The sequence below is a fragment of the Ekhidna sp. ABH4_415 genome, from assembly GCF_056161305.1.
Window position 1 is genome coordinate 423,102 of sequence record NZ_JBSWYW010000003.1, and the last position, 21,801, is coordinate 444,902.

20 protein-coding genes are annotated in these 21,801 nt (G+C 39.7%); 5 read left to right on the forward strand and 15 right to left on the reverse strand.

Features of this window, described 5'->3' with window-relative positions; all coding sequences use genetic code 11:
* Nucleotide 1: 1 nt before the first annotated feature.
* Nucleotides 2-1,090, forward strand: a complete 1,089-nt coding sequence (locus tag ACXAH9_RS07225) for a DegT/DnrJ/EryC1/StrS family aminotransferase (protein WP_474894181.1) — start codon at nucleotides 2-4, stop codon at nucleotides 1,088-1,090.
* Here the strand turns inward: ACXAH9_RS07225 and ACXAH9_RS07230 are convergent.
* The 7 genes from ACXAH9_RS07230 to ACXAH9_RS07260 are packed head-to-tail and all read right to left on the reverse strand — an operon-like array spanning nucleotide 1,077 to nucleotide 7,606.
* Complete coding sequence (locus ACXAH9_RS07230; protein WP_474894182.1) at nucleotides 1,077-2,054, reverse strand: Gfo/Idh/MocA family oxidoreductase; 978 nt, start codon at nucleotides 2,052-2,054, stop codon at nucleotides 1,077-1,079. The two genes, ACXAH9_RS07225 and ACXAH9_RS07230, sit on opposite strands and share 14 nt — an antisense overlap.
* Nucleotides 2,051-2,626 (reverse strand): acyltransferase, encoded by a 576-nt coding sequence (locus tag ACXAH9_RS07235; protein ID WP_474894183.1) that lies wholly within the window; start codon nucleotides 2,624-2,626, stop codon nucleotides 2,051-2,053. The genes ACXAH9_RS07230 and ACXAH9_RS07235 overlap by 4 nt, the downstream gene beginning before the upstream one ends.
* A 42-nt stretch (nucleotides 2,627-2,668) precedes the next feature.
* Entirely contained in the window at nucleotides 2,669-3,361 is a 693-nt protein-coding gene (locus ACXAH9_RS07240; RefSeq protein ID WP_474894184.1) for an SGNH/GDSL hydrolase family protein, read from the reverse strand.
* Between the two features lie 6 nt (nucleotides 3,362-3,367).
* Complete coding sequence (locus ACXAH9_RS07245; RefSeq protein ID WP_474894185.1) at nucleotides 3,368-4,213, reverse strand: FkbM family methyltransferase; 846 nt, start codon at nucleotides 4,211-4,213, stop codon at nucleotides 3,368-3,370.
* 5 nt (nucleotides 4,214-4,218) lie between these two features.
* Complete coding sequence (locus ACXAH9_RS07250; RefSeq protein WP_474894186.1) at nucleotides 4,219-5,394, reverse strand: glycoside hydrolase family protein; 1,176 nt, start codon at nucleotides 5,392-5,394, stop codon at nucleotides 4,219-4,221.
* Nucleotides 5,391-6,248 (reverse strand): sulfotransferase, encoded by an 858-nt coding sequence (locus ACXAH9_RS07255; protein ID WP_474894187.1) that lies wholly within the window; start codon nucleotides 6,246-6,248, stop codon nucleotides 5,391-5,393. The genes ACXAH9_RS07250 and ACXAH9_RS07255 overlap by 4 nt, the downstream gene beginning before the upstream one ends.
* Complete coding sequence (locus tag ACXAH9_RS07260) at nucleotides 6,245-7,606, reverse strand: polysaccharide deacetylase family protein (RefSeq protein ID WP_474894188.1); 1,362 nt, start codon at nucleotides 7,604-7,606, stop codon at nucleotides 6,245-6,247. Before ACXAH9_RS07260 ends, ACXAH9_RS07255 begins: the two co-directional genes overlap by 4 nt.
* 84 nt (nucleotides 7,607-7,690) lie before the next feature.
* Here ACXAH9_RS07260 and ACXAH9_RS07265 point away from each other — a divergent pair, with 84 nt between their 5' ends.
* A complete protein-coding gene (locus ACXAH9_RS07265) occupies nucleotides 7,691-8,884 on the forward strand; it encodes a glycosyltransferase family 4 protein (protein WP_474894189.1) in 1,194 nt (397 codons plus the stop codon).
* Here the strand turns inward: ACXAH9_RS07265 and ACXAH9_RS07270 are convergent.
* The 5 genes from ACXAH9_RS07270 to folK are packed head-to-tail and all read right to left on the reverse strand — an operon-like array spanning nucleotide 8,879 to nucleotide 15,540.
* Nucleotides 8,879-10,366 carry a lipopolysaccharide biosynthesis protein gene (locus tag ACXAH9_RS07270; protein WP_474894190.1) on the reverse strand — a complete coding sequence of 496 codons (1,488 nt, stop codon included), beginning with the start codon at nucleotides 10,364-10,366 and terminating at the stop codon, nucleotides 8,879-8,881. The genes ACXAH9_RS07265 and ACXAH9_RS07270 overlap by 6 nt on opposite strands.
* 6 nt (nucleotides 10,367-10,372) lie before the next feature.
* Entirely contained in the window at nucleotides 10,373-12,802 is a 2,430-nt protein-coding gene (locus ACXAH9_RS07275; protein WP_474894191.1) for a YfhO family protein, read from the reverse strand.
* The gene (locus tag ACXAH9_RS07280) at nucleotides 12,799-14,292 is read right to left on the reverse strand and encodes a lipopolysaccharide biosynthesis protein (RefSeq protein ID WP_474894192.1); all 1,494 of its coding nucleotides are present in this window, start codon (nucleotides 14,290-14,292) and stop codon (nucleotides 12,799-12,801) included. Before ACXAH9_RS07280 ends, ACXAH9_RS07275 begins: the two co-directional genes overlap by 4 nt.
* 9 nt (nucleotides 14,293-14,301) lie before the next feature.
* Nucleotides 14,302-15,048 (reverse strand): sulfite exporter TauE/SafE family protein, encoded by a 747-nt coding sequence (locus ACXAH9_RS07285; RefSeq protein ID WP_474894193.1) that lies wholly within the window; start codon nucleotides 15,046-15,048, stop codon nucleotides 14,302-14,304.
* The gene (gene folK, locus ACXAH9_RS07290; protein ID WP_474894194.1) at nucleotides 15,049-15,540 is read right to left on the reverse strand and encodes a 2-amino-4-hydroxy-6-hydroxymethyldihydropteridine diphosphokinase; all 492 of its coding nucleotides are present in this window, start codon (nucleotides 15,538-15,540) and stop codon (nucleotides 15,049-15,051) included.
* A gap of 117 nt (nucleotides 15,541-15,657) precedes the next feature.
* Between folK and sppA the strand changes: the two genes are divergently transcribed.
* A complete protein-coding gene (gene sppA, locus ACXAH9_RS07295) occupies nucleotides 15,658-17,391 on the forward strand; it encodes a signal peptide peptidase SppA (protein ID WP_474894195.1) in 1,734 nt (577 codons plus the stop codon).
* A 79-nt stretch (nucleotides 17,392-17,470) separates the two neighbouring features.
* Here the strand turns inward: sppA and ACXAH9_RS07300 are convergent, their stop codons facing one another.
* The 3 genes from ACXAH9_RS07300 to ACXAH9_RS07310 all read right to left on the reverse strand — a co-directional run bounded on the left by ACXAH9_RS07300 (nucleotide 17,471) and on the right by ACXAH9_RS07310 (nucleotide 19,020).
* Nucleotides 17,471-18,043, reverse strand: a complete 573-nt coding sequence (locus ACXAH9_RS07300) for a hypothetical protein (protein WP_474894196.1) — start codon at nucleotides 18,041-18,043, stop codon at nucleotides 17,471-17,473.
* Nucleotides 18,033-18,542, reverse strand: coding sequence for an RNA polymerase sigma factor (locus tag ACXAH9_RS07305; RefSeq protein ID WP_474894197.1), 510 nt, complete (start codon nucleotides 18,540-18,542; stop codon nucleotides 18,033-18,035). The genes ACXAH9_RS07300 and ACXAH9_RS07305 overlap by 11 nt, the downstream gene beginning before the upstream one ends.
* A gap of 118 nt (nucleotides 18,543-18,660) precedes the next feature.
* Nucleotides 18,661-19,020 (reverse strand): cupin domain-containing protein, encoded by a 360-nt coding sequence (locus tag ACXAH9_RS07310; protein WP_474894198.1) that lies wholly within the window; start codon nucleotides 19,018-19,020, stop codon nucleotides 18,661-18,663.
* 55 nt (nucleotides 19,021-19,075) lie between these two features.
* Here ACXAH9_RS07310 and ACXAH9_RS07315 point away from each other — a divergent pair, with 55 nt between their 5' ends.
* Together ACXAH9_RS07315 and ACXAH9_RS07320 are read left to right on the forward strand one after the other, a co-directional pair.
* On the forward strand, nucleotides 19,076-20,650 hold the full coding sequence (locus ACXAH9_RS07315) for an NAD(P)/FAD-dependent oxidoreductase (RefSeq protein WP_474894199.1): 1,575 nt from the start codon (nucleotides 19,076-19,078) through the stop codon (nucleotides 20,648-20,650).
* A gap of 206 nt (nucleotides 20,651-20,856) precedes the next feature.
* Nucleotides 20,857-21,801: hypothetical protein (locus ACXAH9_RS07320; RefSeq protein WP_474894200.1), on the forward strand; the 945-nt coding region annotated here is incomplete at its 3' end.

Here is a 21,801-nt window from a genome sequence, read left to right on the forward strand (position 1 = left end):
TATGAGTGTACCATACGCAGATTTAAAAGCTCAATATCTTTCCGTAAAATCAGAAATCGATAATGCAATAACGGATTGTATTAACAAGACAGCTTTCATTGGTGGAACTGTTATAAAAGAGTTTGAAGACGCTTTTGCCAATTTTACTGGAGCCCATTATTGTGTAGGATGCGCCAATGGAACAGATGCCATTGAAATTGCCCTTAAAGCTCTTGGTATTGGACCAGGCGATGAGGTGCTGGTACCCGCACTCACATGGATAAGTACTGCTGGTGCGGTAAATAATATTGGTGCTGAGCCTGTCTTCGTTGATGTGCTTGAGGAAGAACGTACGATTGATCCCAGTCTAATTGAGACTAAAATCACCAGCAGAACGAAAGCAATCATCCCCGTTCATTTATATGGCATGCCAGCAAGAATGAACGAGATAATGAGCATCGCCGAAAGGCATAGTTTGAAAGTAATCGAAGATAGCGCTCAAGCTCATGGTGCTGAGATCGGAGGAAAGAAAATAGGTTCTTTCGGTCATGTCGCTACTTATAGTTTTTATCCAGGAAAAAATCTGGGTGCATACGGAGATGCTGGAGGAATCACCACGAATGATGAGGAACTGGCTAAAACATGCAAAATGATCACAAATCATGGTCAAATGGTAAAGCATGAGCATTGGATCATAGGAAGAAACAGTCGTCTGGACACCATTCAGGCTGCTATTCTGAAAGTCAAGCTACCTTATTTGTCTGAATGGACTGAAAAAAGAATATCAATAGCACATCGATATAATTCTTTACTAAAAAGCGTAAAGACTCCAATAACACCTGAAAACTATAAACATGTATTTCATGTGTTCGCGATTCAGTCAGAGAACAGGGATCGGTTGAAAATAGCATTAGATAATGCTGAAATTGGGAACACCGTTCATTATCCTAACCCTCTCCCTCTTGTACCTTCATATGCTTACAAAGGTCACAAAACAGGCGATTTTCCTGTTGCGGAAAAGCTATGTCAAGAAATACTGAGTATCCCGATGTTTGCAGAGATGACCAATGAGCAAGTGGAAGAAGTTGCCATGGTGATCAATTCATTATAGAGCCCTGGAAAGGGTGCGGACTTTGAGGTTCTTTTGCCAGCGGATGATAGATTCCCTTACACCCAATCGGTTTCTGATTTCTGATTTGATGAACAATTTCTATTGCCGTTTTGGCCTCATTAATACAGAAGCCATTTCCATCGAGAATTTGCTGATAACTTAAAGTATGTAAGTCTGTGAAGCCACCGCTAAATTCAAATTCCTCACCTCCAATTTGAAGGGATCGATAGGTGGTTTTACCCTCATTTTTGATTTTATCAGGTAATAGTTCTGAATTTATACTCAGAAACCATCTGACATTTGCACGTTCCAGCTCAAGGTACCCCGAAGATCGATCATGTGAGTTTAGGTGAATGGTATTGCTTTTAACCTCACCAAAAATCCAGGTAAGCATATCAAAAAAATGAATTCCAATGTTAGTGCTAATACCACCACTTTTACTATTGTCACCTTTCCAGCTTGTAAAATACCAATGCCCTCTACTGGTCAGGTAGGTTAAGTCAATGTCCCAAACTTTTTCCGGATTAGATTTGATTTTTTTCTTGAGAGCAATGACAGCAGGGTGTAATCTCAGCTGCAGAATAGTATAAATATTTTTTCCGGCTTCTTTCTCGATCTCTAACAAAGAATCAACATTCCAGGGGTTAAGAACAAGTGGTTTTTCACAGATGGCATGAGCTCCACTTCGAAGTGCGAATCGCATATGGGCATCATGCAGATAGTTAGGTGAGCAAATACTTACATAATCAGCCCCTTTCCCCTTCCTTCTCAGTTTATCAAGATGTCTATCAAAGCGTTCAAATTCGGTAAAAAAATCAGCTTGAGGAAAGTAACTGTCTATTATGCCTACACTATCATTAGGATCCAGAGCCGCTACCAGGTCATTATTGGTGTCCTTGATTGCTTTCATATGTCTCGGAGCGATGTATCCAGCTGCTCCTACTAATGCAAATCGTTTGTTCATAATTTTATTACCTGACCCTCTTTTAGTTGATATGTTGCATCTTCCTCTTGGCAAAAATACGTATCATCTTTGCTGAATTCCAGCTTGAGTCCGGTTTCGCTCATCCATCCAACCTGACGACCCGGATTTCCTATCACCAAAGCATACGGTTTTACTGCTTTCGTAATTACAGTTCCCGCTCCAATAAAAGCGTATGAACCGATTTCATTTCCACAGATGATTGTTGCATTTGCTCCAATAGAAGCACCTTTTCGAATTATGGTTTTAAGAAATTCGTTCTTTCTGTTTACTGAGCTTCGTGGATTATTTACGTTGGTAAATACAGCTGATGGGCCTATGAAAACATCGTCTTCACAAACCACACCATCATAGATAGAAACATTATTCTGGATCTTGACTCCATTTCCTATCTTAACACCAGACATAATAAACACATTCTGTCCGAGATTGCAATTTTCTCCAATTTCGGTATTGGGCATAATGTGGGAAAAATGCCAGATTTTGGTTCCATCACCTATTTTACAACCTTCATCCAACACAGCCGATGGATGCACAAATATGTTTTCGTTCATAATGCTATCAAATTTCAAATGTGGTGCATTTTCTTAAAAGCGTCACATTATTTTATTGATACTTTCGGCCAACCTTTTGGCAATGATCCTATGTCCTTCCGAATTATAATGTACTCCATCAGGATAGTGATCCTTACTTTTCAGATCGTTAATATCCACCAAAACCTGATCATATTTTTCTATTACCTTCTTGATTAGCTGATTGTATTTTTTGTGATTCTTATGAGAGCCAGGCAGTTGTTTTTCAATTCGATCATCTGCAGGGTTAATTGGAATAGCAATAACCTTGGCGTTGGTATCTTTCAAAATGGTCGAGACGATCTTTTCGTATTTTTTTTCAAATTGCTTTTCAGATACCCAAGAACGAACCCCTCGAATTTTGCTTAAAAATGGACGGGCTTTGGCGATTGGTCCTCGATAGATGGCTCTAATAAGTCGGGTAATAAAGTTTTCATTCTTTTTTGTAGCAAGTCGGTAAAACCAAAGAGGAACCTCTCTTATAGTTGCGTCAACTACACCTATGTGGATGATATAGATATTGGCAAATCGATTAATTACTGAATCTGTCATTTTAATCCAGTTGTTTATAGTGGTAGCTCCAATGGCAATATTCTCCACCTCATCGTCCTTCTTCAACAAACTTCTCAACTGGTAGGTATAGTTCATATTGTTGGGGTGCGGAAGTGGAGGTCTGACCCGAAGAGCAACTGAATTACCAATGATCGTTACCTTCATAAGTAATCAATTTAGATGAGCGTAGATAAATTTTTCTTTTAATGTCTTCACTGAATAGCCCCTCTTCTTTAAAGATTCTATAATTTCTCTGGCAATGTTACGCGCGCCTTTATTATATCTTGCTGCTATTGATAGGTTTTTGGGATTAACCATTGTCAGACCCTCCAGTGCTTCATACTCGGCACCATTTAATTGAATAAGCATGAAATCAATAGAATCCAGTTGATTATCTGCTAAAATTTTATCTAGCGTATTCACTTCAATTGCCAAAGACTCTTGATCCTGGTAGGCAATATCAATACTTCCGGATTGATAGTCCGTCGGTTTACGTTGGAAAACTTTATTATCATTAGCATTCCACACCCCTTTTGGCACAATTACCACGTTATGCAATTTGTTAGATTCAATGTTTTTTCTGAGATATGTAACGTTGGATGGTATTGGCTCTATAGCAATGATTTTACCTTTTGGACCTATTTTTTGTGAGAGGTACATTGTGTAATAACCTCTAAAGGCACCCATTTCTGCTATAAAATCTCCATTTTTCGTTTTATAAAAAGCTTCTTTAGCTGGCCCGCCCCACTTTAAATTGCCTTCCATGTACCTAATAATAATATCAATTGCTACCTGATAGCATTCGAAAGGCAGATTTTTTTTGATTTTTCTGCCAAGTAGAAATTTGTAGAATTTAAGTTCCTTTTTCTGGGGTTTGGGACCATAAAATGTAAGCCCATCTATCAGAGTAATAAATGCATGTCCCTCATCATCAACTCCAGTATTTGCTATTGGAAGTTTATTGATTTTAGCAGTGACAATAATTTTCTGATATAGGTATCGAAGTAGTTTAATCATGATGCTTAATCAAGGAAGAGTGAGCATGCATAAAACATCCAGGCATCTCCCCATCTGATATAATCCGTTTTGTCTATTGATCCATTTTTAAAAATGCGATAATAATAAGATCCATCCTCATACATGTTATCAACAGTCCATTTAAAGAGTTCTTTTGCTTGATCTTTATATTTCTTGCTTATTTCGCTTAAGTAGCATAGTGTTATGATGCTTTGAGCACAACATTGAATATCGATCGGATACTTTTTTTTGTTAGTTAAGTATGGAATTCCTTTCGGACTAAAAAGATGCTTGAGATAGTATTCAATGCTCTTATCTAAAGCTTCATCATGGATGAATTGATCGCCAAGATATTTACTCAATAATATCCCTCCTTCGATATTGTATCCGGTATGGTAATTATCGATTTTGCTTGGCTTATCGTTTGATAATTTGGCATAATACCAGGAACCATCATCACGAATGGATGAGAAGGTGAAGTTTGCTGCTGTTATCGCTCGATAATTGTATTTTGGCTCCTTCGTTAAATACCCAAGCATTGATAAAAACCCTGCCGCCATCATATTTGGATTATGTACTTGATGTTGGTCAATTGACGTGTAGGAAAAGCAGGTTTTATCCTCCTGATTGAATGAGAGAGGCATTTCTTCTAGAAAAAAGTCTCCAATATCCTTCGCACAATCCAAGTAATCCGAATTTTTGGTTGCCAAAAAAGCATCCAGAAACATCCGGCCTACCTGAGATGTTACTGTAGTTCTAGGGGTGTAGGCAGGTATAATTTGTTTGGAGAACCAGTCATATGGCTGCCCCCAGCAGGCATGTTTGAATCCTTTGCTCTGTTGTTCTAGCACTCGATTGATAAGCTGTTCGGCTTCCTGTAATAAGCCCTCATCACCAGTGGAAGAATAAGCATTTACCAATCCCCGAACTATAAATGCATTCGATTGGGCAAAGTCATTTTTTTTTACCTTATATGTCTTTCTTAGGAGGGGCGTGAAGTGATCTAATAAAATATTGTGAGGATATTTAATGTATTTACCCAGCCGCTTTCCATGACACCATTGATTCATTTTGAGAAAGTAGGGCTGGGATGTTATATCACACAAATCAAAACTTTTGAAATCGTTCTTTTTGAAGTGGACAAGCTGCTCTTCAAGAATTTTTTTGAATGATTCATTCATAACTCATAGTTATATTTCTTGCATAAGTCACCACAGATTTTTTTAAGAGATTTCTTGTCTTCCTCGTTCCAATTTTCATATGAAGGGAAGTGTGTTTTTTGCTGTACGTTTCTTCGGATATTAAGGGATTTGTCCAGGTACGCTTTGTTAGTCGCTATACCGAGAAATTGAAACAATCCCATCAATAAATCCACATTTCTTTTGCTAAAATCGTAAGAGTATACCCTGTCTGGATACTTATTCTTAATAGCTTCTATAAACACATTGGTTTCGTTCCAAACCCAGCTGATTTTTTCAACTTTACTGAACCCATTCCATGTATTTTGATCCAGTGGAGTAATCAATTTTTCAGTAGCCGACGAATTTTCATCAAACCAACCACGATTTAAACCTGATGTCACAAACCCCCCAGGGTGACGGTATAGATGTATGAATTTAGCAGAAGGAAAAATAGTGGCTAGAGTGTCTGCGAAAAAAGTGATATGATTGTTTGTCTCAACATATCTTTTATCCGCTTTGAAAGCATATCGAAAATGTTGTTCTCTGGCTGCAAAGAGTATTTGTTTACTAACCTCATTGCGTAGCTCCTTATCTATATCCTTTTGAATAAGGTTGTGGATGAATTTATTCTGAACAGATAAATTCGGTTTTGGATCATGTAAAACTATAGTGCTCTTGTGCTTCTTGATTACATGAGTAAACCACTCTGTTCCACATCTTCCGGTAGAAAGAAAGAAAATTGGATTTTCTATGCTTTCCGGGTGAGCAAATAGTAATTCTGAGGTGATCTTTCTTTTAGGTCTGCCAAACAGGTAGATCCAATATAAATGATTGATTAATTCAGATACTTTCATAGCTTCATCCCTTCCAGTTTATTTACCAATTCCATGCCGGTTACTCCTTCTGCTCGAAGAGCGGAAATTAAATCTAAGATACTTTCATAGGTTTTAGTTACACCAGGATACAGTGTTTCGTCAAAAAATGAATTGTGCCACAAGAGCGTAAAAATACCGTGGTGTTTGGCTGCCTGTTTCACCAACTGATCAATGGTTTCCAGTATCATCGGGTTTGATAGCTTTCGATAGCTGAATAAGGTCACATCCATTGCCATCAATGGAAATTGCCATACTTCAATGGCTTTTTCATTCTCGAAATCATAGGGTTTGAAAGGGAGGCAAAAGGAAGTTCTAAATCCTTCATGCGCTGCAAAACCAAAGGTTGAATCATACTGTAAACCTACAGATTCATGATTACGATATGTTCTGGGAATATCCAGTAACAATCGATGCTGGCGACCTCCGTATACCTTACAATTGGCGGCATTTTCTAGTTTTTCTTTCTGGCCATGTAAAGCCTGCTCATTATCAATTGTTTTTGCTGTGCCATGAAGGCCAATTTCATGACCTAGTTCGGCGAGCTGGTTGAACAAATTTCGTAATCTGGAATTAGAAAATTCATACCTTGAGCCTCCATCAAGATCTTTATCCAGAAAATAATATGCAGCTTTAAAACCATGTTTTTTCTCCGTTTCCAATAGATATTCAAAATTCCAGTATGGATTTGATCGCCATGGATTAATGAATTGAAGTGTAGACTGGAATGTTGCGTTTAGTATTTGCTTTTTGGAATGCTCCGTTTTGACAATACCAGCCAGTTCTTTTAGCTTAAATCCTAAATGCGGCCAGCCATACTTATCAATGATGTCAATATCATGCGAAAGCAGAAAGCCAAATGAGTCAAATAGCTTTCTTTTTGAGAGAGGATTCTTACCGTGATAGGATATATATTCATTGAGTCCCTCAGTTATGATATCGAAATATTCATTAACCAACGGCCGATCAATGATATTTAACCGTTGCTGAATGGATCCTTCATAAGGTACTCGCCCCCAATGGTCCCTTCGCGTGTTTACAAATAGTTCATCATATCCACTCAGAAGATAAAAAGCTGATTTCAATAAGTCATGATGGAAAACCAGATTTCCATTGGAATCAATCGAGTAAAAAGAATTCTGATTAGACGCGAATAGAATTGGAAGTTCTGCTATTGATTTAACTGATAAAGATCCCGAATGAGCAATAAATATTATTCCATTTTCTCCAGTTATAGATTCCGTGTATTGAATATGATCTTTCAGATCGCTAATATCTATCACCAGGTTAAGATGATAAAGAATATAGGATAGTTCATGTTCAGTAAGGGGCCTTTTCATTATGCGGTATTCGTAACCTGCCTTTGAAATCAATGGAAAAAAATGTGAAACTTGCAGCAGCACAAAAATAGCCAAGCGTATCATATGAGAGTAGGTGTCATCGTCGATAACGAATATCAATCAGATGTAAGAGTAAAACGGGAAGTTCGTCTACTTGAGAATTTTGGGTATGAAGTGTTTGTGCTGTGTCTTTCTTTTGCCAGGCAAATTGACCTTGATAGTGACTCCACCATCCGTGCACACTATTTGCCAAGAAAAATCAAGGATTCGCTCTACTTTTTTATGAATACCGTCCCTCTTTATGAATGGTGGTGGAAGAAAAAAATCAAGAGGTTTGTGGATGATTTTAAGCTTGATGTCGTTCATACTCACGACTTGTATATGGCCAAATGTGTGAGGAATGGAGTTGACGCTTCAAAGAAAGAGATACCCATAATCCTGGATCTACATGAAAACTATTCTCATGCCATTCAAAGCTACAAATGGACGCAGGGTGTGCTTAGATCGATTTTGGTAAGGCCGAAGCTCTGGATGAGAAAGGAGGGCAAATACCTTCGCTATGCTGATCGATTGGTTGTTCTGAGTGAAGATTTCAAACAATCACTGTTAGATAAGTATGACTTTCTTACCAGTAATCATATTACTGTTTTTCCAAATGTTGTTGATACGGAGGAGTTTGATGAGTATGAAATAAAACCTGTTGATGACAAATTGCCCGGGACACCACGATTGCTATATTTTGGTATTGTTGCCGAGAGAAGAGGTATTTTCAGAGCACTTCGATCATGTGAAGAACTTATCAATCAAGGTAAAAAGTTTAGCCTGGTAATTATTGGACCGGTTGATGGGGGAGACAAGGATGCCTTTTTTGCCGAACTCGAAAAACCCATTTTCCAAAATCACATAATCTATATTCCATGGATTGATCTGAATGAGTTACCATCATACCTGCATGCATGTGACATTGCACTTGCACCTTTTGATAAGAATCCACAACATGAATCAGGAATTGCTAATAAGATTTTTCAATACATGTACGGCAAGCTTCCAATAGTTGCTTCCAATTGCAAACCTCAACGGGAACTAATTGAAAAATACCATATTGGAAAAGTATTTACGACTGATAAAGAGCTTACTTCAATCCTAAGTGAATTAGTTGATAATGTGCAACTGTGTAATGAAATGGGGGAACGAGCTCATGAAACCTTAATAAAACATTTCCATCAGAATGCTTTTCAAGCTTCTCTCAAATCACTTTATGAAGGCCTATCTTCATGAATTTCTTATTCCTACCTTTACAAGCACTAATTTCCAGATATTTAATAGTTCCACTGATGGCTTTAAAAACAATACATAGCTTATAAATCCAATGGAAAGAAGAATGCTTCTTAGAACTATATCAAGAAAGATCGAATCCGAATAACCCGCCAAGTTATTCAAATAAAGAAACAAAGGGATGAGCAATATGGATGGTAGGGTCCACTTAGAGAAGGGAGAAAAATCAAACTTTACCTTGATATAAATGAACTTTATCAGATTGAATAAAAAGAAGGTGAGCAAAGAGGCGTAAGCCGCCCCTTCTATGCCGTAAATTGGAATCAGCAAAAGATTAAGGCATACCGTCATGATTCCTAAAAGTGCAACCAACAGAATGTTGATGCGGTAATGCTTAGACATCACAATGATTTCTCCATTTATGCTAAAGACCATATTTACCAGCTTCGCAAATCCTATGATATATACAATAGAAAGCCCTTCACTGTAAACCTGACCGCTAGGCATCAAAGCATAGATATTAGGTAAGTTTATGACGATCCCAAGAAAAATATATGCGCCAATTAATAATTGATTGATTGATGCGGCTTTATAATATTTATGGATTTTATCCATACGCCCTGCTTGCAAATCTTCTGTTACAATAGGTTGTGATATTTGCGCTATGAATTTTCTAGGCATTTCAATCACTACCGCCATAAATATGGCCGTAGTATAAATGGCATTGGCCTCCAAGCCAATGTATTTAGAAACCATGATCTGATCAATTTGCAGCACGGCAACAGTCCCTAAGCCACTTAAAAGTGCATATCGAGCATATGTAAAGAAATTTTTGCTATCAGCTTCCTGAATAGCAACTCTTGAAAGGGAGGTCTTAAACGAAAATTTTTTAACTACAATGAAAAGAATTATGAAGCTAATTGTAACATATATGAGATACTGGAGATGCAGAAATTGCGGTACAGATATGACAGCATAGCCAACCAATATGACAGCAATCGACTGTAGGAATTTGTACAATGTTTCTCTAACAAAACTTGGTGTTGCAATGTCTTTTTGTGCTTTAAGAATTGATTCGAAAAAACCATAGAAGCCCATCAAACCAATTAAAATCAAAATCAACCAGAGGTAATCATTTATTGCATTTGCTTTCTCTGCGAAGAATGGTATTAGGCCTGGCTTCAGTAGGTAGGTGGTGATGGCAAATAAGGTAAAAAGAGCCAGGAAAACTATCAGGCCAAGCATTGCAAGCGTAGCATTCTGCCTATTATCGTTGCGAGGAAAAAAGCGAATAAAGGCACTCCTTAGTCCAAACAATGGAATAGGAGCAAAAAGAGCAGCCGAACTCAAGATGGTTCGATACAACCCAATTTCCTCAGGGCTCAAAAATTTTGGCATCAAGACTACCACATTAAGGTAGCCAATGCCCACTCCTAAGTATCCGGCAACAGAAGACCAAAAGCTTTGACGGATAACAACCCCCACCAGCTTTTAGCTAATGCTTTTTTTAGATTCAACTCCTACTACCACTAGAAAAACAAGCAAAACAAGCACACTCGAAATCAAAGTGACAGTATTACCAGTAAAGTAAGTTTTAGGTTTGAATTCAAAGATAATCTCATGACTTCCTTGTGGGATTTCAAGGGCTCTTAAAACGTAATTTGCTCGCATAATCTCAGCATTCTCACCATTAATGGTCGCCTCCCATCCTTCAGGGTAGTAGATCTCAGAGAAAACACCCAGGGCTGCCCCATTTGAAATATCCGCCTGATAGGTGATTTTATTGGGAGTTTTATTAGTCAAAATAATCGTTCCAGAGCCAGAAATCTGTGGAATATCAAATTTGCTTTGATCTATCAAAGCCTGACTTTTCGTATTGATTGAACAAACCCTGGCAATTTCTTCATCCGGAGAACTGACAGGGATAACTTCATTTACTGTCCATGCATTGCCATTTGCATATCGGTTTGGAAACACTGCATTTTGCTGGGTTCCTGCATACAAAAATCTGGTGTTAAGCATGTTTAATGCCTGCAGGCCAGAAAAGTCCAATGACTGATTTTGCAGTGACTGATAAGCACTTTGTAATTCAGACTGGAGACAATAATCGATCAGATCCTGATATCGCCTGACCTTGGCTCCATGGTATCCCCCGATGGATTCGTGGTAGAAGGAGGTTCTGTTTTCATTGAATGGGTTTTGTAAGTTTAAAACCCGCTCACCATAGCTTGCCTGGGATGCAATGGCCTTATCAGCTTCCGTCATAGCAAAGAATTCTCGTGAAGGGTCTTTTACAAATTTTTCCTCCCCAAGGAAGCGCTTGGTTAATGAAAAGCTATCCACAAAAACAATAACCAGTAAGCCAAGCATCACCTGCTTAACTTTTACTTTCTTTTTAATCAAGGCCCAAATAAGTACTGCCAATGATACCACGAACATCAGTGCTCTTAAGGTATCCTTTACGAGTAGTGACTGACGATCCTCCCTGATTGCGTTGAGAAACCAGTCAGGTAATTGGGAATCTATGGCTCCTCGGTAACCTAGAGCGCCGGAGAATAATAGTAGCGCTACTAGAAAGCCACCGCCAATACCAAAAAGCATAAAGATTTTTTTCTTTAACTCGGGCGTCCACTCAGCGCTCACCAGCTTTTCAAGGGCGGTAAAACCCAGTAAGTTCATTGCGAAAATGGTAATGATGATGGTGAAGGTCACTGATCGGAATTTATTGTACCCCGGCAGGTAGTCAAAAAGGAAATTATTGAAGCCTTCAAAATTTTTACCCCAACTCATCATGATTCCAAGCACTGCAAGCGAAATCAACCATACCTTTTGTTTTTTAGGTAAAATCAGAATTCCAAGAATGAAGAGCAGTACGGTAAAAGTCCCCGCATAGTAAGGAGCAGTTAATGGTTGTTCACCCCAGTAGGTAGGAATAGCCTGAACCTGTTGTGCAATTTGAGACCGATTGTAGCCCGCATTCCTTAGTGCATCAGCAACTGCCGATTTGGTGGTAAGCTCTTGCTGAGAAGAACCACCAAAAATGTTTGGAACGAAGAGAAATAATGGCTCTGCTATTCCATTGCTATAGCGAAACGCGTACTCTTTATCCAGACCAGAAGAGTTCTTCTGATCGTTTTGTAATTCTGATTTTCCACGGATAGTATATTTACTATACTCCAGGGTTGTTGCAAGGCGTCCATAATTCGCTCCAACAGCAAGAATTGCCGCCAAAATCATCAATGAGGCATTAATGCCAAATGGTTTAAAATCTTTTTCTCTAATTGCATTAATCAGCACATTGATTCCATAAGCTGCCACAATTATGGCAAGGTAGTATGTGATTTGAGGGTGGTTCGTTCTGATTTGTAGCCCGAGTGCCAACGCTGTTAATCCAAAACCAAGCCACCTTTTACCAGTGAAAGTTAAATGGATACCCGCTAGAACCAGTGGCATTAAAGCCACTGCAGCAATTTTAGCATTGTGTCCTGCCATGATACCAATCATGTTGAAGCCATTTAGGCCAAAAGCAAGTGCTCCTGCCGCCGCAATCAATGGTCTCACTTTAAAACACAGCAAAAGGATGTAGAAACTCACAAAGCTGGCGAAGAGTATACCCTCCGGATGACCTAATCCTAAAAGATAGACTTTATAAACATGTTTGAGTATATCGCCTGAGTATTGAACTCCGGTTAAGTACGCAGGCATTCCACTAAACATATATGGATTCCAGAGTGCTTCCTCACCGGTTCCATCCCGATGCATTTTTAGTTGATTATTCCCCCCCTGACCTTGTAATATGTCATGCTGGTCTATCTGCTTATCACCCAAAATGGAAGGGTAGTGGACCAGAATGGTAACAAAAAGAAACCCAAGGATAATTAGGCCATGTGTAAGTATGTTTTTCTTAAGGTCAGCGTTCATTTTGGAAGGTTAATTTTTAGAAATCTCTCAAAGGTAGAATGAATGATTGTATTGATGTCTTTGGATATTCGGAACCTATAAATCAAAAATATAAATGCAATGCTTGTTACAATTGACCGAATGATAATATTTATAACTGGGTGAAGTCCAGTTTGAAAAAAATAAGCTGATATAATTATAATCAACCCTATTAGAAACAAAGGTAGATGGGCATTCACAAAAGGCACAATGCCAAAATGATGTTTGACAAAGATTACTTTCAGAAAGATATGTAAGGTGATGGCAGTCAAGTAACTAAACACTGCCCCGTTTAAACCCCAGCTGTTGATGAAAAAGTGATTCAGTATAATAAGAGTAAAGGCAGCAATCAGTTGGAAAATCAAGTTGTATCTGTACAGATGTGAGAAGTTTATAATCTCTCCTGCGAAACTTGAGGTCATTAAAAATAGCTTTGCGATGCATACTCCAACAACTACCCAAAAGCCCATCTGAAATGCGTCTCCTTTTGGGATAAAATCAAAAAGATCCTGCAGGTTGGTTACAATTCCTATGAATAGCAACATACCGATGACTGACATTGTAATGGAGCTTCTTTTATAAAGCTTGTCAACCTCGACCATATTTTTTCTTTCCATTTCAGCGGAAATGATTGGACCTAATACTTTCAGCATATTTCTACGAGGCATTTCCACGATTAGGGCTATAAAAAAACAAGTTGTAAAAATGCCATTCATTTCTGGGCCCAGGATTGTAGTGACCTGGTCATAAGTAACGTTATTGATTAATGCGAAACTTCCGGCAAGGAGCATACTGTAGGTACCAAATTTTAGAAGTCTCCATTTCCATTTACTGGTGATTATTCCAAAGCTAAAATCAAATCGAAAGCCATGCTCCAGTACCAGCTGTATAAAGAGTAGCATAAAAGCACCAGCGTATACAATGCCAAGCCCTAAAACCGCAGCATCAAAATCCCACCAACTAATAGCATAGCCAAACACAAGAAATAACGATGCTACCCTTAAATAGATATCCCTCAAAAATGAGGGAAACAAAACTTTCATTACTGTTCTGCTGTAGCTAAAAAACAAGTCAAACAGGCTATTGGAAACGATAATGATCGCCGTAATTGAAAGGTAGTTGATGTAAGTAGGTGCCGTGTCAATGTATCTCTCAGCGATGACATCTTTCATGAGAAATCCCACAAATAATATGAGCACATTACCCAAAATCGTTATTAAAAAAAGGTATGAAAAGAATCTGTTTTTATTTGCCTCATCAAAGTTTGGGAAGTATTTAAGGTAGGAGCTACCCATTCCAAATGATGAAATAGGTGACACTATCATGGCATTTGCTGTGATAAGTGTAAAAAGACCAATTTGAGATAAATCCAAATACTCAGCACGAACATAGAGTGCATTCACATAGCCAATGGTTACCCCTAAATAGGCAATTGTTGTGCTCCAAAAACTTTGTTTGATGACTACTCCCACGTGCTAGACTTAGAAAAACCACAATTTAATGGAAAGGGCTATGACCATCACTAGCAGTATCATCCGTATCAGTCGATCGCTTTTGCCAACTGACCATCTGCTACCAATCCATGCTCCGACTGAATTGCCAGCTGCCAGTGTAAGTCCATATTCCCATCGGATTTTATCCTCCAAATAAAAAACGATAACAGCAGCGATTGTATAGCAAAGAATAACGAACACTTTGATGCTATTCGTCTTGGCCATATTGAAACCATGTATGCTGGTGAGAGTAGCGATAATCAAAAAGCCAATACCTGCCTGAATGAAGCCTCCATAAATGCCTAAAAAGAAAAAAACAATCACACTCATCCACGTTTTCTTCTTATTGATTATTTCACTTGGGTCAATGTTAATAGAAGGTCTGAAAATTGAAATGGCCATCACCACCAGCATAACTACCGCTAGAATCCGATTGAAAACTTTATCACCAATATCAACAGCAATGTTCGATCCAATAATAGCTCCGATAATGGCCGGAATCGCCACATAAATGGCGAATGGGAAAACGTAAACTCCCTTGCTGCGGTAACCAGCCACTGAAAAGATATTTTGAATGAAAATAGCTACTCTATTGGTGCCGTTGGCCTCTGCAGAAGGCAAGCCCATGAAAATAAGAAGCGGCATGATAAGCAATGATCCTCCACCGGCAATGCTATTTACAAATCCGGCAAAAGCTCCTGCCAGAACCAAGAGAATTCCTTCAACTAAAGACATTTAAAGCTTATAATCTGTGAGTTTACAATCTAATTCATCCTGACAATCAGCGAGTAATTCCATGTGATTTTTTGATAATGATGGATGAACTTCCAGGGGACACATCTCAGCTAATGGCACAAGGGTAAACCGCCTGTCAGGAATTCCAGGGTGGGGGATCGATAAATTTTCCAGGTTCACCATTTTGTTGTGATAATAGAGTATGTCTATATCTATACAACGTTCACCGAATTTTTCTTTGCGGATTCTTCCCAGAGATTTTTCAATAGCTAGGATTGTTTCCAGAAGCTCACTGGGGTCTTTTGAAGTTTCAATCTGGAGCACTACATTCAAAAACCAATCTTGATTTTCCTTCCCCCACGGCTCAGTTTCGTAGATAGAGGATTCATCAATCACCTGAATACTCTCTGCAATAAGAAGCTTCTCAGCCTCTTTCAGGTATTCCAACCGGTTGCCCATATTACTGCCCAGTAGCAGGTAAATTCCGTTCATCTAGTTTCTTGATCTATTGTTTGCAAACCTCGTCTTACTTTTGCGAATTATCAACAATGACAAAATAAGCTTTGTCTCTTGATTTAGAGATAAACTAAACATACCAAATACATATACATGGCATTTTTAAGAAATCTTCTTGCTACCATCGTCGGCCTTATAATTTTTTCGATTCTTGGCTTCTTCCTTTTAGTCGGTATTGTGGCCTCAGCTTCAGCTGACGAGGTACCATCTGTAAAAACCAATTCGGTGTTGTACTTTCCAATGACCGGTATTTTGCAGGAAAAAGCGGTAGATGATCCTTTTCTCACTGTATTTGCTGATGCCCCGCCGGTTCTAAGCCTTCTGGATATTATCACTGCTATAGATCGTGCGAAGACAGATGACCGAATCAAAGGGATTTATATCGAACCGATGTACTTAGGTGGTAGCTACGCAGGGCTAAAAGAAATAAGAGATGCGTTGCTGGATTTCAAAGAGTCTGGGAAGTTTGTCTATGCATACGGAGAGTATATTAGTGAGTCGGACTATTATGTTGCCTCAGTGGCCGATAGTTTGTTTTTAAATCCTACCGGAGCAATTGAATTTAATGGCCTGGATGTGAATATTACTTTCTGGAAAGGAATGTTCGATAAACTGGACATTCAGCCGGAGGTTTTCAGAGTAGGTGAATTTAAAAGCTATGTGGAACCCTACATCCGAAAAGATTTAAGTCCTGAAAACAGGCTTCAGTATAGTGAATTACTTTCATCCATGTATAAAACCTATCTAACCAATGTTTCCAATTCGGTTCGTATTCCTGTTGAGAAACTCCAAGAGATATCTGATCAGATGAAGGTAAACCTTCCTCAGGATGCAGTGGATGTTGGGTTGATTCACAAGCTGGGATATGAGGATGAGTTGAAAAGCGTGATGAAGGAAAAACTTGGATTGGCTGAAGACAAGAAGCTTCGAACCATGAAGATGAACAAATACATACAGGCTACCGAGGCGATGGACAATTACTCCAGCAACAGAATTGCTGTGATCGTGGCTGAGGGTGATATCATGATGGGAGGTGACGAAGGGATTGTTGGTGAGACATACGCTGAGGAGATTAGAAAAGCACGAAACAATGACCGAGTCAAGGCTATCGTTATGCGAGTTAATTCCGGAGGAGGAAGTATGACTGCTTCCGATATGATCTGGAGAGAGCTGATGCTGACGAAAGGAAAGAAACCGATCATTGCATCCATGGGAGGAGCAGCTGCTTCTGGTGGATACTATATTGCTATGCCAGCAGATACAATTATTGCCCAACCTAATACCATTACAGGCTCAATTGGGATTTTTGGTATGTGGTTCAATTTCGGGGAGTTCCTCGAAAATAAGATTGGTATCACGCATGATGTGGTGAAAACAGGAGAATATTCCGATATCTATACAGTGACTCGACCACTGAGGGATTCAGAGCGTGCAATCATCCAGAGAGGAGTAAATGAGGGATATGAAGTTTTTACGCAGAAAGTAGCTGATGCCCGGGGCATGATACAAGATGATGTAAAGAAAATTGCCAGTGGCCGTGTGTGGAGTGGTGAGCAGGCACTTGAAAATGGATTAGTTGATCAGCTGGGAAGCTATAAAGATGCCATTGAATTAGCTGCAAAACTAGCAGGAATCGAAGATGACTACTCCGTATCTCATTATCCCAAGCAAAAGCCTTTCATTGAGGAGGTATTAGAAAAAATGAATGCAAAAATTCAATTTACCTTGTTTGGTCTGGATGCCGATCCGGTATCAAAAGCGGTGAAAGAGCTAAATCAGCATAAAGGGCTACAGGCGAGAGTGCCAGGTGATCTGGAGGTGAGATAGGATTCTTTTCACTGATTTTTCATTCTTTTATAATAGTATCTAAGCTGAGGTTCATAACTACTTATGAACCTCAACCTTTTCACTCCTCCATCAACCGCTTTTTCAATGCCATTAAATTTCTCCTGCGAGGAATGTGCATGGCTTTCTTTTCCCAGCGTACTAGGAAGAATGCCAGGGCAAACATCCCGATGATGAGTAACCATTTTTCAATGTCCGCACCGAAGTAAAGCATTTTGCTTAGTGTATATATCCCTACAGGAACCAGGTAGTAATAGATCATAATTGTAGCTATTTGGACCATCGAATCACTGTTGGCTATCGCATGATCCAACTCACCCATCATCGTACGGTCAAATGTATTTTCTTTAGCCTTTCTTTTGTTTCGAAAATAGATTAGAAAAACCACGGTCAGGGCCATGATCGTTGCTCCCGCGTAATCCCATGGACCTTCCTTGTCTAGTATCGCATCAGCAAATAAGATAATTGAGACTGTACTGTTGATGATCATTAGCATGATTTCCACCAGGTTGATTCGTTTACTTGCTGCCGCCTTCTTTCGGCTTATGCTTTTATGTAAGGCGCTTTCGTTGATCGCATACATGGTTTCTCCTTTTTGTTCGTTCCAGATTTTTTGCATTTCCTCAAACTCCATATTCGTATTGTTTAGAGTTGTTTACCAATTGTTTTTTGATCCGGTGAATTTTCACTCCGATGTTGCTCTCGGAGATCCCCATCATATGAGACATCTCTTTGTAGCTATAGCCATCCAGGAGTAAAAGCGTAAGCGATCGATCGATCTCATTGAATTGCTTGATTTGATCATAAAGCCAGCCAATTCGTTCGTCCACAGGTTCTTCTTTAGCTTCAAGAATATGACCTACTTTGTCTACTTCTTGATGTCCATCCAGATGCTTTTTTTCCTTGGTGCTCCATTTAATCGCTGTATTCAGTGCGATACGATAGAGCCAGGTAGAAACAGCAGATGTCCCTTTGAAGTTGGGGACCGAACGATACATTTGCAGGCACACATCCTGAAACAGATCGTTTTGATCATCTGAATTAAACGCATAGGCACGTATCACTTTGAATAATAGTGCCCGGTATCCCCCAAGCCATTCAGTAAAGATTTGTCGTTGTTCGCTTTCTTTCATTTCCGAATCGTTACTACACTAGTCCGAGGATAAGGAGATTTATTACAAAGAATTTTAATTTTTATTAATTCCCCCTTTGAAGGGGGGTGTGTTGGCTATGTGTTGGAGCAGGGGGATGTTAGCCCAGCTGCTCCTCAATACTTTTGGTAACAGAAGACTTTACGTCTCCGGTATGAGCAGTGGTTTTATTTTCAATCAGCATGATCTGGCATTCATCCTTTGATGAAACACGATGATTAACACCTCTCTTCACCACGTAAAAATCACCTTCACTCATTTTAAAGGAGTCCTTACCCTCTTCTTCAAACAACAGTTCTCCTTTCAGGATGAAAAAGGCCTCATCTTCGTATTTATGATTGTGCCAGGGAATATCCTCACCTTTGATCTTTGCTACTTTCACGTAAACGTCATTTACCTCACCAATCACTTTTGGGGAAAAGTATCCGGATACTTTGGATAAATAATCTTCAATATTCATAGTATAAATATACAGCGAATGTCAGTCTGAGCTTGTCGAAGACTACTTTTGCATCATGCCGATACATGACCTGATTGTTACACCTGAAATAGGATTTGATTCTGCCAATCTTGAAGTACACCTGAAGCAGCTTGGTCACCTGGATAATGGTAAGTATGTAGATATCCTTCGTCGGTCAGTAGATGCCAGACAAAAACAAATCAAAATCAATCTCCGGGTTGAAGTAAGAGACACTCCGCCTGAGGTTAAATACGTTGAATATTTCAAAAAGGAACATAATGTTCGCAATGCTGACCCTGTCATCATTGTAGGAGCCGGACCGGCCGGACTATTTGCTGCAATCAAAGCGATTGAAGGTGGTCTTAAACCCATAATACTGGAACGTGGTAAGGATGTAAGGTCCCGACGAAGAGACCTGGCAGCTATTAACAAAGAACATATCGTCAACCCTGAAAGCAATTACTGTTTCGGAGAAGGAGGGGCAGGTACATACTCAGATGGTAAGCTATACACTCGTTCCAAGAAACGAGGAAGCATCCGTCGGGTGTTTGAAATATTGGTAGCTCATGGAGCCACACCTGAAATTCTATTCGAAGCACATCCACATATTGGAACAAACAAGCTTCCAAAGTTGGTAACTGCCCTACGCGAAACCATTGAAGCCGCTGGAGGGGAGGTGCACTTCAATACCAAGGTCACAAACTTCATTATCGAAAATGGGGAAATGAAGGGCGTGGTTACAGAGCAGGGAGTAGTAAAAGGCCTTGGAGTGGTACTTGCTACCGGTCATTCTGCACGGGATATTTTCCACCTTTGTCAATCCTGGAAAGTAAAAATTGAAGCCAAGCCATTTGCTTTGGGAGTCAGAATTGAGCATCCACAACAACTGATTGATCGAATCCAATACAAATGTGAAGATCGGGGAGACTATCTCCCTGCTTCGGCTTATTCTTTGGTTTCTCAAACCACTTTAAAAAGTAAAGAACGTGGTGTTTTTTCTTTTTGTATGTGCCCGGGAGGGTTTATCGTACCTGCAGCCACAGCGCCAGGTGAGCTGGTTGTTAATGGTATGAGTCCATCGAGAAGGGACAGCAAATACGCCAACTCAGGAATGGTCGTGGCAGTGGAGCTGGAAGATATCCCATCATACCAAAATCATGGAGCACTTGCAGCCATGGAGTTTCAGGCTTCTGTAGAAAAACAAGCGTGGAAAATGGGCGGGCAAACCCAGGTAGCTCCTGCACAAAAGATGGTGGATTTTGTCAATGGGAAAGTTTCTGAATCATTATTGGAGACATCCTATCAGCCGGGACTTCAATCGGTTGACATGACAGAGGTCTTACCATCATTTATTGCCAGGCGTTTACGTCAAGGCTTTCAATATTTTGGGAAAAAAATGCATGGCTACCTCACGAATGAAGCACAAATAATAGGTGTAGAAAGTCGAACCTCGTCTCCTGTTAGGATTCCTCGAAATAGAGAAAGTTGTGAGCATATAGAGATAAAAAGACTATTCCCTTGTGCTGAGGGTGCAGGCTATGCCGGAGGAATCGTTTCTGCTGCTATGGATGGTGAGCGATGTATGGAGGGAGTATTACTACTGTATAAAAATCAGTTTTCTGAACAGTAGTCTCGTTGCTTGTAAAGTACAATGCTATCTTCTTTTAAAGACTGTTTTTAATCGATTTTGTCATTTTCTTACTTGAGTTTGTTCATGGATAACAGGGTACCTATCCTATAAAATCATCACTACATCGAATTGATTTTTCAGATCAGATTTTCATTTATCGAATAGTGTATTTTTGGAGGTAATCCATTTAGTAAAAGACCTTTGTCATGAAACCATTAAAGAGACCTTACCTAGTTACTTCCTTATTAGTATTTCTCTTATCGATCTGTTCGCTCAGTGCACAGGAGTTCACAGCAGGAATCAACACGGAAACCCCTAACCCCAATGCGGTTCTACATCTGGTATCACCCAATGGAGACCAGGGATTGATGATACCCGCACTAAGCAATGCCCAAAGAGGTGCCATGGGCTTGGCAGTGGCTGATAAGGGGTTATTGGTATTTGATTCAGACGATGATGTTTTTTATTTCTGGGATGGTGCAGCCTGGGTGGCTTTGAACGTTCCTGCCAATATTGCAGACGGTATCGATTGGACAGAACTAACTGGAATCCCAGCCGGATTCGCTGATGGTACGGATGATGGTTTGACAATAGTGACAGGAGCAGAGATCACTGATGGATCGGTATCAGATATTGATATCAGTGACTTAGCCTGGGCGAAATTGACAGCTGTACCAGCAGGTTTCGCAGATGGTGTTGACAATGGTTTGACTGTAGTAACGAGTGCCGATATTACCGATGGAACAATAGCTACTGTCGATATCGCGAATCTAGCTGTTACCAATGCGAAAATTAATGATGTGGCATGGACTAAGCTTACTGGAGTTCCTGCGGGCTTTGCAGATGGGACGGATGATGTAGGGCTAACAACAGTGACCAGTGCTAATATTACAGATGGAACAATTACAAATGTAGATGTCAGCGCTGCAGCAGCGATAGCCGGAACGAAGATCAATCCAAATTTTGGAGCACAGGCTATTACAACTACAGGAAATATATCTGGCGCTAACATTATCGCTACAGGTACTGTAGATGGCAGGGATGTGGGAGTAGATGGCACGAATCAGGATGCACTTCAAACTTTATCGGGTGTTGCTGCAGGAACGACGGATCTTGGAACATTTACAGGCACAACGATCACCGATAATGTA

Bases quoted from the DNA above. Each gene is read 5' to 3' on its own strand.
- ACXAH9_RS07225 (WP_474894181.1), top strand. From the start codon at position 2: ATGAGTGTACCATACGCAGATTTAAAAGCTCAATATCTTTCCGTAAAA.
- ACXAH9_RS07245 (WP_474894185.1), bottom strand. From the start codon at position 4,213: ATGATTAAACTACTTCGATACCTATATCAGAAAATTATTGTCACTGCT.
- ACXAH9_RS07250 (WP_474894186.1), bottom strand. From the start codon at position 5,394: ATGAATGAATCATTCAAAAAAATTCTTGAAGAGCAGCTTGTCCACTTC.
- ACXAH9_RS07255 (WP_474894187.1), bottom strand. From the start codon at position 6,248: ATGAAAGTATCTGAATTAATCAATCATTTATATTGGATCTACCTGTTT.
- ACXAH9_RS07240 (WP_474894184.1), bottom strand. From the start codon at position 3,361: ATGAAGGTAACGATCATTGGTAATTCAGTTGCTCTTCGGGTCAGACCT.
- ACXAH9_RS07275 (WP_474894191.1), bottom strand. From the start codon at position 12,802: ATGAACGCTGACCTTAAGAAAAACATACTTACACATGGCCTAATTATC.
- ACXAH9_RS07235 (WP_474894183.1), bottom strand. From the start codon at position 2,626: ATGAACGAAAACATATTTGTGCATCCATCGGCTGTGTTGGATGAAGGT.
- ACXAH9_RS07260 (WP_474894188.1), bottom strand. From the start codon at position 7,606: ATGAAAAGGCCCCTTACTGAACATGAACTATCCTATATTCTTTATCAT.
- ACXAH9_RS07230 (WP_474894182.1), bottom strand. From the start codon at position 2,054: ATGAACAAACGATTTGCATTAGTAGGAGCAGCTGGATACATCGCTCCG.
- ACXAH9_RS07305 (WP_474894197.1), bottom strand. From the start codon at position 18,542: ATGAAAGAAAGCGAACAACGACAAATCTTTACTGAATGGCTTGGGGGA.
- ACXAH9_RS07310 (WP_474894198.1), bottom strand. From the start codon at position 19,020: ATGAATATTGAAGATTATTTATCCAAAGTATCCGGATACTTTTCCCCA.
- ACXAH9_RS07285 (WP_474894193.1), bottom strand. From the start codon at position 15,048: ATGTCTTTAGTTGAAGGAATTCTCTTGGTTCTGGCAGGAGCTTTTGCC.
- ACXAH9_RS07300 (WP_474894196.1), bottom strand. From the start codon at position 18,043: ATGGAGTTTGAGGAAATGCAAAAAATCTGGAACGAACAAAAAGGAGAA.
- folK (WP_474894194.1), bottom strand. From the start codon at position 15,540: ATGAACGGAATTTACCTGCTACTGGGCAGTAATATGGGCAACCGGTTG.
- ACXAH9_RS07315 (WP_474894199.1), top strand. From the start codon at position 19,076: ATGCCGATACATGACCTGATTGTTACACCTGAAATAGGATTTGATTCT.
- ACXAH9_RS07265 (WP_474894189.1), top strand. From the start codon at position 7,691: ATGAGAGTAGGTGTCATCGTCGATAACGAATATCAATCAGATGTAAGA.
- sppA (WP_474894195.1), top strand. From the start codon at position 15,658: ATGGCATTTTTAAGAAATCTTCTTGCTACCATCGTCGGCCTTATAATT.